This is a genomic window from Neobacillus kokaensis, assembly GCF_014656545.1.
Lineage (GTDB): Bacteria > Bacillota > Bacilli > Bacillales > Cytobacillaceae > Neobacillus > Neobacillus kokaensis.
Map to the genome: position 1 here is coordinate 94,487 of NZ_BNDS01000011.1, position 12,314 is coordinate 106,800.

The 12,314-nt window shown below is 42.1% G+C and carries 14 protein-coding genes; all 14 read right to left on the reverse strand.

Translation table 11 applies throughout. The features are described 5' to 3' along the window. Positions 1 to 4 precede the first annotated feature (4 nt). A complete protein-coding gene (locus IE222_RS14095; RefSeq protein WP_191273878.1) occupies positions 5 to 838 on the reverse strand; it encodes an alkaline phosphatase family protein in 834 nt (277 codons plus the stop codon). After that, a complete protein-coding gene (locus tag IE222_RS14100) occupies positions 828 to 1,925 on the reverse strand; it encodes an ABC transporter substrate-binding protein (protein ID WP_191273879.1) in 1,098 nt (365 codons plus the stop codon). Before IE222_RS14100 ends, IE222_RS14095 begins: the two co-directional genes overlap by 11 nt. A 226-nt stretch (positions 1,926 to 2,151) precedes the next feature. After that, a complete protein-coding gene (gene mdh, locus IE222_RS14105) occupies positions 2,152 to 3,099 on the reverse strand; it encodes a malate dehydrogenase (protein ID WP_191273880.1) in 948 nt (315 codons plus the stop codon). Between the two features lie 37 nt (positions 3,100 to 3,136). Then, positions 3,137 to 3,538, reverse strand: a complete 402-nt coding sequence (locus IE222_RS14110; protein ID WP_191273881.1) for a BMC domain-containing protein — start codon at positions 3,536 to 3,538, stop codon at positions 3,137 to 3,139. A 2-nt stretch (positions 3,539 to 3,540) separates the two neighbouring features. Beyond that, a complete protein-coding gene (locus tag IE222_RS14115; RefSeq protein ID WP_127487619.1) occupies positions 3,541 to 3,822 on the reverse strand; it encodes a EutN/CcmL family microcompartment protein in 282 nt (93 codons plus the stop codon). Next, positions 3,823 to 4,503, reverse strand: a complete 681-nt coding sequence (locus IE222_RS14120; protein WP_191273882.1) for a hypothetical protein — start codon at positions 4,501 to 4,503, stop codon at positions 3,823 to 3,825. Beyond that, the gene (gene pduL, locus IE222_RS14125; protein ID WP_191273883.1) at positions 4,500 to 5,150 is read right to left on the reverse strand and encodes a phosphate propanoyltransferase; all 651 of its coding nucleotides are present in this window, start codon (positions 5,148 to 5,150) and stop codon (positions 4,500 to 4,502) included. Before pduL ends, IE222_RS14120 begins: the two co-directional genes overlap by 4 nt. A 101-nt stretch (positions 5,151 to 5,251) precedes the next feature. Further along, a complete protein-coding gene (locus IE222_RS14130) occupies positions 5,252 to 5,545 on the reverse strand; it encodes a BMC domain-containing protein (protein ID WP_066383679.1) in 294 nt (97 codons plus the stop codon). A 20-nt stretch (positions 5,546 to 5,565) separates the two neighbouring features. Beyond that, complete coding sequence (locus IE222_RS14135) at positions 5,566 to 7,056, reverse strand: aldehyde dehydrogenase family protein (RefSeq protein WP_370465051.1); 1,491 nt, start codon at positions 7,054 to 7,056, stop codon at positions 5,566 to 5,568. Between the two features lie 56 nt (positions 7,057 to 7,112). Beyond that, on the reverse strand, positions 7,113 to 7,766 hold the full coding sequence (gene eutL / locus IE222_RS14140; protein ID WP_191273885.1) for an ethanolamine utilization microcompartment protein EutL: 654 nt from the start codon (positions 7,764 to 7,766) through the stop codon (positions 7,113 to 7,115). A gap of 12 nt (positions 7,767 to 7,778) precedes the next feature. Then, the gene (gene eutC / locus IE222_RS14145) at positions 7,779 to 8,804 is read right to left on the reverse strand and encodes an ethanolamine ammonia-lyase subunit EutC (RefSeq protein WP_191273886.1); all 1,026 of its coding nucleotides are present in this window, start codon (positions 8,802 to 8,804) and stop codon (positions 7,779 to 7,781) included. 6 nt (positions 8,805 to 8,810) lie between these two features. Continuing rightward, positions 8,811 to 10,184 (reverse strand): ethanolamine ammonia-lyase subunit EutB, encoded by a 1,374-nt coding sequence (locus IE222_RS14150; protein WP_191273887.1) that lies wholly within the window; start codon positions 10,182 to 10,184, stop codon positions 8,811 to 8,813. A gap of 17 nt (positions 10,185 to 10,201) precedes the next feature. Beyond that, on the reverse strand, positions 10,202 to 11,656 hold the full coding sequence (locus IE222_RS14155) for an ethanolamine ammonia-lyase reactivating factor EutA (protein WP_191273999.1): 1,455 nt from the start codon (positions 11,654 to 11,656) through the stop codon (positions 10,202 to 10,204). A gap of 150 nt (positions 11,657 to 11,806) precedes the next feature. Next, on the reverse strand, positions 11,807 to 12,307 hold the full coding sequence (locus tag IE222_RS14160) for a EutP/PduV family microcompartment system protein (protein ID WP_191273888.1): 501 nt from the start codon (positions 12,305 to 12,307) through the stop codon (positions 11,807 to 11,809). Positions 12,308 to 12,314: the final 7 nt, after the last annotated feature.

Here is a 12,314-nt window from a genome sequence, read left to right on the forward strand (position 1 = left end):
CTTCTTAAATAGAAGGCGCCCCTTTTATAACAGGAATGGAGAGCTGCTGCATGGGTTGAGACTGTTGAATATTTAATAATTCGCATGCTAAAGGCGCGATTTGCAGTTGTGCGATTTCCTCTTCGTATATCCCCGGTTTGATCCGGTCACTAATAATAAATAGCGGGACATCTCGATCATCGGCGGTTGTCCCGCCGTGGTTTCCATCATCATTCATGCCATGGTCAGCTGTTACTATAATTTGATAACCTGCTTCCATCCAGCTCGGAAGAACACTGGCTAAAATCATATCTACTCCAATGACACGGTTTCGATATTCCATAGAATCAGCTGTGAATTTATGCCCATCATCATCAATATTCATCGAGTGAACATAAAGGAAATCCGGTACATATGTATTTAATAGGAAATTGGCATCCGCAAATAAATGGTTGTCTGGGTAATGGTCCTCCCAATAAAAGATACCTCTCTCAATTGGTTTTTGCCCGTCAAGTTGGATCCTGTCTGTACTTGGATTAAATGGCGCCGAATTATATAGCTCGCTTACCCAATAATAAGCTGCAGCGGCATTTTTTAATCCATGCTGCTTTGTTAAATGAAATAAACTCTCTTCATAAGATAATCGGACTGTTTTATTCGTAGTAATTCCGTTTTTATACACTGGCGTTCCTGTTAATAATACTTCATATAACGGCCGAGATAGACTTGGCAATTCCGACTTTACTTTAAAGCGTGAGGCTTTCCCCTTTTCCACTAAATGATGCAAATACCCCATTTGGCTAACAGCCGTATCATATCGCAGACCATCTAACATGATAAAAATCAGCTTATTTGACATTGATTAACACCTTGCTTTCCCATAGTTCCAGCATTTTTGGAATCGTTTGTTCCCATGCTTTCATATCTTTAACCGGTCTAACATTTTTGTACAATTCGTCTGGCAGAAGCTTTGCTTTTGCGTCTTCTGGAAGTTTAACATTTTCACGAATAGGTCTTGCATAACCGCGAGCTAAGTTTGCCTGTCCTTCATCCGAAAAAATATATTCTCTTGCCAGCATCGCAGCATGAGGATTTTTTGCATATTTATTAATGACTGATGCATATCCAGATACAACGGATACTTCTGCTGGGATGGTGACATCAAAACGGCTTGCATCGATTTTGTCGCGATATCCCAGTCCATTAAAGTCCCATATTAGGGCAACATCTTCTTCCCCTTTTTCTAATGTTGTTACTTTTGGATCAGTTGTCACTAGGCGCCCCTCCTTTGCTAATTTTTCAAAGAAGTCAATTCCTGGCTCGATATTCGCCTCATCTCCACCTTCGGCAAAAGCAGCCGCCAATACGGAAAATTGGGCTTGGCTCGCCTTTAAAACATCCCCAACTGTAACCTTAAAGTCACCATCTTCTAGCTCTTTCCATGATTTTGGCGGGTTCTTTACTTTCGTTTTATCTGTAATAAAAGCAATTGTTCCTGTATAGCCTACCATCCAATGACCCTCATCGTCTTTTGCCCATTTAGGCACATCATCCCAGTAGGAAGTTTTATATGGGAGGGTTAACCCTTTTTCTTTTGCAAGTGGCCCGAAATTAATTCCAACATCCCCAATATCAGCAGACGCATTTTCTTTTTCAGATTCAAACTTTGCCAATTCTTCCGCACTAGACATATCCGTGTCAGTATGTTCAATATTGTATTTTGTCTTTAAATCATCCCACGTTTGTTTCCAGTTTGCCCAATGGTCAGGCATTCCGACTGAATTAAGATTTCCTTCTTCCTTCGCCTTTTTAGTGATTTCTTCAAGGGAGAGGTTGCTAGTATCTACCTTTTTTGATTCTGTTTTAGAAGTATTGGAACAACCTGCAAACAATGAAACTGATAGAACCCCTACTGCGGCCATTTTCAAAAATGAGCCTTTTTTCATAATGTGTTTCCTCCTAATATCATTGAATGTTTGTTTGTATTTGTTTGGTTATAAAAAATAAGAATAACAAATATAAAACAATACCAAACAAATATTAATTTCATGTTATATCATATTCTCATGCATGTAAATCAATCCTTCAAATATTAACAATAGATTTACACTAGCTTAATATAACAAAAGCACCTTCCAATGTTTGGAAGGTGCCTGGGATTCTAGTAACATATTAATTTGCAGTTGTTAATATAGTCATGACATTTTGGACGGATTGAACCGATTTGTCCAGTGCAGCCTTTTCTTCAGGGGTTAATGGAATTTCGATGATGCTTTCAATACCGTTACCGCCTAAGATTGTAGGCACACCTAAATAAAGGTCATAATAGCCGTATTCGCCTTCAAGATAAGCAATCGAAGGTAAAATTCGTTTCTTATCTTTTAAAATAGCTTCAGCCATTTGGACCATAGATGCTGCCGGAGCATAATAGGCGCTTCCTTGTCCTAGCAGGTTTACAATTTCTCCGCCGCCTTTTCGGGTTCTTTCTACAATGGCATCTATTCTTTCTTGCGGAAGGATTTTTTCAAGCGGGATCCCTCCTGCATAGGAATAGCGTACCAACGGAACCATATCGTCACCATGGCCGCCTAATACAAAACCGGAAATGTCTTCGATTGAAACATTTAATTCCTGGGCTACAAATGTATTAAATCGTGCTGTATCCAATACACCTGATTGGCCAATCACACGGTTTTTAGGAAACCCGGTTGTCTTATAGCAAACATATGTCATCGCATCCACTGGGTTGCTTAATACGATAATATAGCTGTTTGGAGCATATTTTTTGATATTCTTAGAAACCTCAATCATGATTTTCTCATTGGTTGCAACTAAGTCATCACGGCTCATTCCTGGCTTCCTTGGCAGCCCGGCAGTGATTAACACTACGTCAGCATCCTGGATATCTTCATAATTGGAGGTACCGGTAATATTGGCATTAAAGCCTTGAACGGGACTAGCCTGGAGCATATCTAAGGCTTTCCCCTTTGTCGGATTGGTTTGCGACGGGATGTCAACAATCACTACATCGCCAAGTTCTTTTTGAGCCAGCATCAGAGCGGCAGTTGCTCCGGTAAAACCGGCTCCTATAACGACAATTTTTCTGCGCTTAAAAGTCATCTTTCTCCTCCATTCATAGCTAAATCAAAATAGGAGATTAGTTTCCTTCCTCTGGTTTAACTGCCGGTTTATTTTTTGCTGTTTGCGAAGACTCTGACTTCTTTTTCGTTGAGCCCTTTACTTCAAGGATATTTTCTGTTTTCTTACTAGGTTCACTCACTTTAGTGTTTTTTTTTAATAATACATCCCTAATAGATTCATCCGGATGTGGGATGACATGAGCAGAAATAAGCTCCCCAACTCTTGCTGCTGCTTCTTTTCCAGCATCAACCGCAGCCTGAACAGCACTGACATCGCCTTGTACAAGAATCGTTACAAGTGCAGCATCCACTTTTTCCTGCTTTACTAAGGTTACATCCGCAGATTTTAACATCGCATCACCTGCTACAATGGAACCAATGAGACCTCTTGTTTCGATCATTCCTAATGCTCTACCCATGATTATTCACCTCTCTTCGTCTCAACATCAACCGAATCAATAATTCCTATAATGAGGGCATCAATGGGCAGTTGTTTATCATTGGACATATTACTTGCTGCGCTCCCTCGGGTAACGAGGACCTGATCGCCAAAACCAGCGCCAATCCTGTCAACGGCAATAAATGGCGTGCCGGCAGAAGTTCGATCGGGCATTTCCGGCTGAACAATTAAAAATTTCAATCCCGTTAATTCATCCTCTTTCCTTGTAGCCCAGACATTTCCAATTACAGTGCCCATTTGCATTTATCTTTTCGCCCCTTTTGTTTCAATTACCTTAATGATCTTCCCCATTTCACGTGCTGTATCACGTGCAAGAGGAGTAATGATGGTTTGGTCATCAACCACAAGTTCAATGTCACGACAATCCTGAACATCTCTTTGTGTTAATAGCTTTTTCTTTTTTGTTATGGAAGTTTTTGCTGTAATGGCCTCAGCAGCGTTTCCTGATTTAGCGATAAAGCTTTCGATTGTTTCGACTTTCGCGCCAAATGTTAATAACCGTTGCTTATATTCCTGCAGTTGTGATACATATGGCTTATTTTTTGGATTTTCGTTAAAAAGGTGTTCCTGTAGATAAACTGTCGGGATGATCGACACAGGTACAGATTCTAATAAACACTTTGAAAGAAGTTTACTCTCTTTCGTGTCAAAAATTCCAAGCGCACCCTTCGCCAGCAAATCCTGTGTCGCATGTAAAAAGACCACTTGGTTGATTTGATCTAACTTTATCTTTTCAGATTCATTGTCCTTAATGGAATCCCATTTTGTTTCCAGCCTTGATAAATAGCTAGGTTCCACAAATGATGTATCGCCGACAATAAGCAGTTTCGGCTTTTGTATATTAATAGAAGGAATTTGATCCTTTAAGGCTAATTGCTTCATCACTTCAAGAACAATTTGCTCTATTATATTTCGATCCATCATAGTGCTGCCTCGTCTTTAATGAGTTTTCCTTTTGTTTTTCCTGTTATAAAGCCGGCATTGGCCTCATCTGTATCGACATGCATTTCAAGCTTATATCTTGGAGATACACGAATTAATACCTTCCCTAATGTGGCAGGACGGATTCCGCCGACCTCTACTTTGACATATTCCCCATTCTTTACGTCAAAACGGGCCGCATCATCGGGGTTCATATGAATATGAGCCTGAGCAATAATTAATCCTTCTTTTTTATAAAGGCTCCCATTGGGTCCAACTAATGTGATGGGGGCTGAACCTTTAATATCACCAGATTCTCGGAGCGGCGGCTTGCTTCCTAATTTAATAGAATCTGTCTGGCTCACTTCGACCTGAGTCATATTACGTGCAGGACCAAGAATGCGCACTTTTTCAATGCTCCCTCTTGGTCCCACAATGGTAATCGTTTCATTTGCAGCGAATTGACCAGGCTGTGATAAATCCGCCTTTTTCGTTAATTCGTACCCCTCACCGAAAAGGGCTTCAAGGTCGCTTTGACTTAAATGACAATGCCGAGCAGAAACAGCGATAGGGATCGAATCATTCTTCGCAGCACCGTTTAAACGGGATACTACCTCTGCCACTATTGCTTCAATGGCTTGTTGATCCATGTTTCATGCTCCTCACTTATATAAATTATATAAAGATTTATATGTTTATGACTTTGAGAAATGCCCAGCGTAAGCGCCAAGGCGCTTACACTTTTCTTCTATTATTCTTGAATTTCTAATTTTGGTAAAATGCTTTCTAGTTCGTTGTGCGGGCGTGGGATTACATGGACAGATTTCAGTTCTCCAACACGCTGAGCTGCAGCTGCACCTGCATCGGTTGCTGCCTTTACAGCACCAACATCACCGCGTACTAATACAGTAACAATCCCGCCACCAACATGTACCTTACCAATTAAATGTACATTTGCTGCCTTTACCATTGCGTCAGCTGCCTCAACAGATGCTACTAAACCTTTTGTTTCAATCATTCCTAATGCTGTTAATTCTCTACTCATTTTTATTTCCTCCTAGAATGTTAGTTTGATATTTTTTGAATAACTTGATTAACCATTTCAGCGATTACTTTTGGGTCAACTTCAGCATTTGAACCTGCTTGGTTCAAAACCTGATCGACGATATCTTCTACATTGAGTGTTTCTTGTTCTGCCTTTTTATTCGTCATTGAAGGTATGGATGGCTTTGGAACGGAAACATCTTTGATACCATAGGCCATTCTCTTAATATTGATTAAATGACGTGCTGTCACGTTATCACCGGTAATATTGCCGCCAAAGGAACCACAGCCCAGTGTTAAGGAAGGAGTTAGGCCGGTTGTTGCCCCTACAGCACCGATAGATGAAAGCGTATTGACCATCAACCTTGACACAGGCATTTCGAGGGCAAATCCGTTTGCAACTGCATCATCATTTGTATGAAGGGATAAGCTATGTCCTCTTCCTCCAAGATTTAATAGTTTCAAACAAACCTCTTTAGCTTCCTCATAGCTTTCTGCTGTATAAAGCGGAAAGACGGGTGATAATTTTTCAATAGAAAACGGAACATCCTTGCCTACCCTTGTCTCTTCCGCAATTAAAACACGAGTGTCTTGAGGAACAGCGACTCCAGCCATTGCGGCGATTTTAACCGCTGATTGTCCAACAATTGCCGGATTTAAATGCCCAGGTGATAGGGTAATAACCTTTTCCAATAACGCTTTCTCATCTGCATTTAGGAAATATGCGCCATTATTTTTAAACTCACGGATGACCATTTCCTTGATATTGCGGTCAACAACTAGAGCTTGCTCTGTTGCACAAATCGTCCCGTTATCAAACGATTTACTATCCACAATCATTGAAACTGATTTAGAAACATTAGCCGTTTTTTCAATATAGCAAGGAACATTTCCCGGCCCTACACCATAAGCAGGTTTCCCAGAGCTATAGGCAGCTCTAACTAATGCACCCCCGCCTGTTGCTAAAATGACATTTACATCCCTATGTTTCATCAATTCATTAGTGGCTGCCATCGATGGCTTGGAAATCCAGCCAATCAACCCATCAGGCGCACCCGCTTTAACAGCTGCCTCCTGGCAGATTTTTAATGCTTCCACTGTACACTTGACCGCACGGGGATGCGGACTGACAACAATGGCATTTCTAGTTTTTAAAGAAATCAATGTTTTAAAAATTGCTGTTGAAGTTGGGTTGGTAGTTGGGATGATGCCGGCAACAAGCCCGTATGGATAAGCAACCTCCGTTACTTTATTGACTCGGTCTTCACGAATGATACCTACTGTCTTTTCATCCTTAATGGATTCGTAGACTACCATGGAACCAACTTCGTTTTTCATTTTCTTATGCTCCACGACACCCATTCCGGTTTCTTCTACTGCCATCTGAGCAAGCTCAAGCGATTTAGCATAAGCAGCCTCGGCCACTCTCTTTACAATCTCATCTACCCGTTCCTGTGAAAAAGACAAGTATTTTAATTGCGCCTCTTTCGCACGCTTCACAGCATCACGCATTTCTTGTATCGATTGGAGATCGTGATCAAATTGCACTATTACACACTCCCTTAAAATTAATACTTGATTGGTTTTTCGGCGATATCGATAATCGCATCGCGAAAGGCATCCGCCGCTGCCTGGCATGCAGATTGCGACCCGTTTAATAATCCGCCGCCGAAGTTGGTTTCGGATGGTGGTCCGAAAAACTTAACCAGCTTGACATCAGCTGCCTTTAAGGCTGCATCTAAGCCATAAACCGCTTCTAATGGCGGCGCAATCAAATACGCCAGCGCCTCGCCTTGTCTAATTCCCGCTTCCTTAGACAAATAGGAGCCGGTGCTTGAAACAACATGGGCATAAAGGGCATGTGTTTTTTCAGGATTTAACGCTTCAAAATAGGCGGAGGTTTCCGCTGTTTGCCGCACTGCATCAATCCCGCTTTGGACTTCATCAGGCGACGGGCCAGCAAGGATGCCAATCATCTCTCCTGACAATGGACCAGAGGCATGCCCGGAGCCGGCATAAAATGAACGGGCATAGACAACGTCAACATCAGCTCGTTTGGTTGCCTCATCAAGTGCCGTATAGCCAATGTCATCAACGGTTGATGTAAAAATGGCTAGGCTGCGATGATGGTCTTCCAAATTAAATTGCTTAGCTAAATCAGGGTCAACATTTGGAATAATTCGAACAGCTAAGATATCAGCATAAATACGTTCTAAAGCCAAATTCTTTCCCCCCTAGCTTTCCTTTTGAACAAGCGACACTCCGCTAGCTTCATATTTTAATATTTTTTGTATAATCGTTCCGATATAGGCGCCTGCCTCAACAGGAGGAATGCCGCCTTTATGGATATTGGAAATGACCATTCGATCTGCTTCAATTGTTCCTGCTCTAGGCATATAGCATAAATAGGCACTCAGGCTTTCTGCGCTGACAAGTCCTGGGCGCTCGCCAATCAGCAGAACCACTACCTTTGGCTGCAGCAATTCACCAACATCATCCATAACGGCTACCCGGCCCTTTTCGATATAGAAAGGTGTACCGGTTTCAAGGTCTAGGCTTTTTAGTGATTGCTGGAGGGAAAGGTAAACGTCCTCGACATTTTCTTCCACCGCACTTGAACTTAAACCATCCGAAACGATGATTTGAACGGTTGGAGCTTTCCGGCATTTTTCGCTGATTAGTTGCTTCGCTTCATCAGAAAGCTTTCGTCCATAATCAGGACGGCGGATATATACTTCTTTGTCGCTTACCCTTGTGCTAACCTTAAAAAGATCCAGTCGTTTTAATAGTTCTTCATTAACATCCCCATACACGGCATCCACAGCTGCAGCATGGTCAAAGCGGAATTTTAACCATGAATCCGTTTTTGGCCTAAGTCCAGCCCGGCCAATTCCAATTCGGGCCGGCGTTTTACTCATTAGCTCTTGTAATTCCTCAGGATTAAAGGGATTCTCAATTCCGGAGGTTGGGTGAATCACGTCTTTCCTTTGTGATTCAACAAAGCTGCCTGACACCTTTGTTTCAGAATAGCTGCCAAACGGGATCAGGTCGTTATCTTTAGTTGCTTTCGCCGACTTGCTAGGTTCCATAACCGCTTGATGACCGTTACTAGGTAACGGTGAGCCTGAAGTATGATCCCAAAATTTCACCTCAGGCCGAGGTGTTTTACTTAACATCTCAGCATTATGCTCCGACCCATTTTGGATCTGTAATTTTTCCACAATGAGTTTTGTGACTTTCTCTATAAGCTCAGGATTCATATTTAGTTAATTCCTCCCTTTAGAAAAAATGGTCGGATCTCCGGCAATTTTACTTAACTTGCCGTTTTCAAGGATGCCCATTTTTTCCAGCCATTCAGCAAAGATTGGGGATGGACGCTTGTTCATCGTTTGTCTTAATGTCGCCACATCATGGTAGCTCATGGATTGATAATTTAACATACAATCATCACCCATCGGTGTTGCGATAATGAAATTAACACCGGCAGCGGTTAAAAGCACCCCTAAATCTTCAATGTCATTTTGATCTGCCTTAATATGGTTGGTATAGCAAATGTCTACCCCCATCGGAATTCCGTGCATTTTTCCCATAAAATGGTCTTCCAATCCAGCACGGATGACCTGCTTATTGTTATACAAATACTCTGGTCCAATAAAGCCGACCACTGTGTTAACGATATATGGATCGTAATAGCGGGCAAAACCGTAATTTCTAGACTCCAGTGTCATTTGATCGATTCCAAAATGAGCTTCTGCCGACAATTCCGAACCTTGGCCGGTTTCAAAGTATAGCCGCTGCGGACCTGTTCCGGTTCCTAATGTTCTTGCCATATCATTGGCTTCCTCTAATAAAGAAGCTGTAATCCCAAATGATCGGTTTGCTGCTTCAGTTCCAGCAATGCTTTGGAATATCATATCGGCAGGTGCCCCCTGCTCAATTGCCTTCATTTGCGCAGTGACGTGTGCAAGGACACAGTTTTGTGTCGGAATTTCCCATTCTTGAATAAAATCATGAGTGGCATGCAGCAATCGTTTCACACTTTCAACGGAATCATCGACGGGATTAATTCCAATAACTGCATCCCCCATCCCATATGACAACCCTTCCTTTAGGGAAGCAATCATGCCTTCCACATTGTCGGTTGGATGATTGGGCTGCAGGCGGGATGCAAGCGTCCCTTTATACCCAATCGTTATATTACATTTGGTTAAAATTTCAATTTTATTTGCAGCGTGTACGAGGTCAAGATTTGACATAAGTTTGGCCACGGCAGCAATCATTTCACTATTTAACCCGCGGCTTAATCGTTTTAAATCTTCACCGGTAGTCGTGTCGCTTAAAATATATTCTCGTAGTTCAGCAACGGACCAGTTTTTAATCGATTGATAAACCGGTTCGTTCAACTGGCTTTCTATAATTCGTGATACTTCATCCTTTTCTGCTGGAAGCATCGGATTTTCGCGAATTTCACCCAATGTCAAATAGCTAAGTACTTGTTTCGCTGCGATCCGCTCCTGAACCGTCTCCGCAGCCAGGCCTGCCAAGCGATCACCGGATTTCTCTTCATTCGCTTTTGCAAATAATTCCTTTAAGGAAGAAAACTGATAAACGGTTCCTAAATAGGTCGTTTGCAGTTTCATAGAGAATTCCCCCTTTCTTAATGATGGAATGTTAATGTTTTGATTACGACAGGGACCACGCCCGTTTGCAGCAGGGGTCCGATATCAATATAATCACCGTGTTCCACACGGATTTGATCGATACAAATAATACTTTGTTCTTGGTTCTGGACGTTTATCGTCTGACCAAGAACCTTGGCATGATCGCTTTCTAAAACAATGACCAAAGGCTGCGCTGGATTTGGTTTTACTTTGATTGCTTCCAAAATCATTGCTGCCAGTTCTTGTACATCGCGAAAGCCTAAATAAGGAAGCTCCGTTATATATAGTGCAAAATTCTGGCCTTCACCCTGTGGGTCAAACATATCAAGCGCTTGCCCCACAGCCTCCCGCATCCTGTTTAAACCCTTTTTTAATTCATGTCCAAAAGGGACTTGAAAAACTGGCAGGTTGCGAATCGGCAAATCCCTATTTTCTACGTGTATCGTAGCACCGCTGATTTCAGTCGTCTGAGTGCCGGCCCCTAGGACAGTTGCCCGAACAGTTTCATCCGGTTTAACCCATTTCCATTCTGCTAGCTCTTTACACTCCTGGAGAGAAGCCGCCAGTATTTCTCCGATGTCATCATATTTTACGATTCGGGGTGCACCAGTTTCATATTGGTAAAGGCATTCACTGATACCGCCTGAAATCATGATTTCATCTATGTCTTCCTGCCAATTTGGTTCATGACCGAGGAGTAACGGCTGGTCGGCTGCTGACAAATCACGCTTCAGCATTCTTGCGATTACCGCTGCCATAAAATCAGTGAGCCTCTTCATTTCGTTTCGATATCCGATGCTACCTGCTGTTATTTCACTAAAAGGTAATCCCCATTGGCGAAATAATTGTTTTATCGGAGGTGAAATACTTTTTATTTGGTTCCCGGTGAATTCTATTAATCTCCCGCCAATATGTAATGTACAGGTGCCACAAAGCTTTCCGGATTTATAGACAGCAGCATTAGCCGTCCCCCCGCCGATATCAATATTGGCAATCACTTTCCCTGTTTTTTTCGAATATTCATAAGCTCCTGATCCCTTTGCCGCAATGATTCCCTCTAGGTCTGGTCCGGCTGTCGCAACCAAGAATTCACCTGCATGGTTTGATAAATGATGGACCATCTCTTGGGCATTCTGCTTAGTAGCTGTCTCGCCGGTAATAATGACCGCCCCTGTTTGAATATCATTTGGACTAATTTGAGCGTTGGCATATTCTTTTTTTACAAGTTCGTCAACTGATTCCATATCAATTGCTGTCTGTGACAACAAAGGTGTGCGGTAGATGGGACTCCGGTACAATACCTCTTTATGAATAATTTCAATCCGCGGCATATGCATTCCGCCTGCCATGTTCATCAGCGAAAATTTACTAATGACCAGCTTGGTTGTACTCGTCCCAATATCAATACCAGCACTCAAGATTTCCTCTTGCTGCAGCTCATATTTTTTGATGGAGATCACCTCGTTCCTGCACGTGCAATAAAAAAAGGCACCTTATATGAACCATCCCGGCTAGGATAGTTACATATAAGGCGCCTTTGCCTTCATAAATTCATTTTTATACTAGAAATATAGTCTATTTTTTCACTTTTGTAAAGGGTTTCAGACGAAAATTACTACATCGTCAGATACAGATTCCATCGCTTCCTGCATTTCTTGAAAAGAATTACATTTAACTAAATCACGTATTTCCTGTAAACCCTGTCCGGACACCGAAGATGAGATTACAATTGGTCCCTTTGGAAGGGCTTTTTTTAACTGCTCGATCGCTTTAGGTATATCGGCCGTTTCAGCATCACACTTTGTAACCACTCCAATTGGCAGCTTAGTAAAACCAGTGCTGAATCCCGGAGGAAAAATCGTTTTTGTCTTTGTCGCATCCTGTAAAAATAAGATATGGGTCACTTCTAATGCGGTGGCCATAATATTTTTATAGAATAATGGATTTTCCGTATATTCACCAGGTGTATCAACAATCCAATCATAATAATGGAGCGTTTGCGTTTTAACGGCCACTGCCTTCCGCTCAAGAAGAGCGTTTGTTAAGGTAGATTTTCCCGCACCAATGGAGCCGATAAGCATCGCCCTATTTTTTTTTGCCACAACTAGC

Bases quoted from the DNA above. Each gene is read 5' to 3' on its own strand.
- IE222_RS14130 (WP_066383679.1), bottom strand. From the start codon at position 5,545: ATGAGTAGAGAATTAACAGCATTAGGAATGATTGAAACAAAAGGTTTA.
- eutC (WP_191273886.1), bottom strand. From the start codon at position 8,804: ATGAATCCTGAGCTTATAGAGAAAGTCACAAAACTCATTGTGGAAAAA.
- IE222_RS14100 (WP_191273879.1), bottom strand. From the start codon at position 1,925: ATGAAAAAAGGCTCATTTTTGAAAATGGCCGCAGTAGGGGTTCTATCA.
- IE222_RS14095 (WP_191273878.1), bottom strand. From the start codon at position 838: ATGTCAAATAAGCTGATTTTTATCATGTTAGATGGTCTGCGATATGAT.
- IE222_RS14135 (WP_370465051.1), bottom strand. From the start codon at position 7,056: ATGCGTGATGCTGTGAAGCGTGCGAAAGAGGCGCAATTAAAATACTTG.
- mdh (WP_191273880.1), bottom strand. From the start codon at position 3,099: ATGACTTTTAAGCGCAGAAAAATTGTCGTTATAGGAGCCGGTTTTACC.
- IE222_RS14115 (WP_127487619.1), bottom strand. From the start codon at position 3,822: ATGCAAATGGGCACTGTAATTGGAAATGTCTGGGCTACAAGGAAAGAG.
- pduL (WP_191273883.1), bottom strand. From the start codon at position 5,150: ATGGATCAACAAGCCATTGAAGCAATAGTGGCAGAGGTAGTATCCCGT.
- IE222_RS14110 (WP_191273881.1), bottom strand. From the start codon at position 3,538: ATGGGTAGAGCATTAGGAATGATCGAAACAAGAGGTCTCATTGGTTCC.
- IE222_RS14150 (WP_191273887.1), bottom strand. From the start codon at position 10,184: ATGAAACTGCAAACGACCTATTTAGGAACCGTTTATCAGTTTTCTTCC.
- IE222_RS14120 (WP_191273882.1), bottom strand. From the start codon at position 4,503: ATGATGGATCGAAATATAATAGAGCAAATTGTTCTTGAAGTGATGAAG.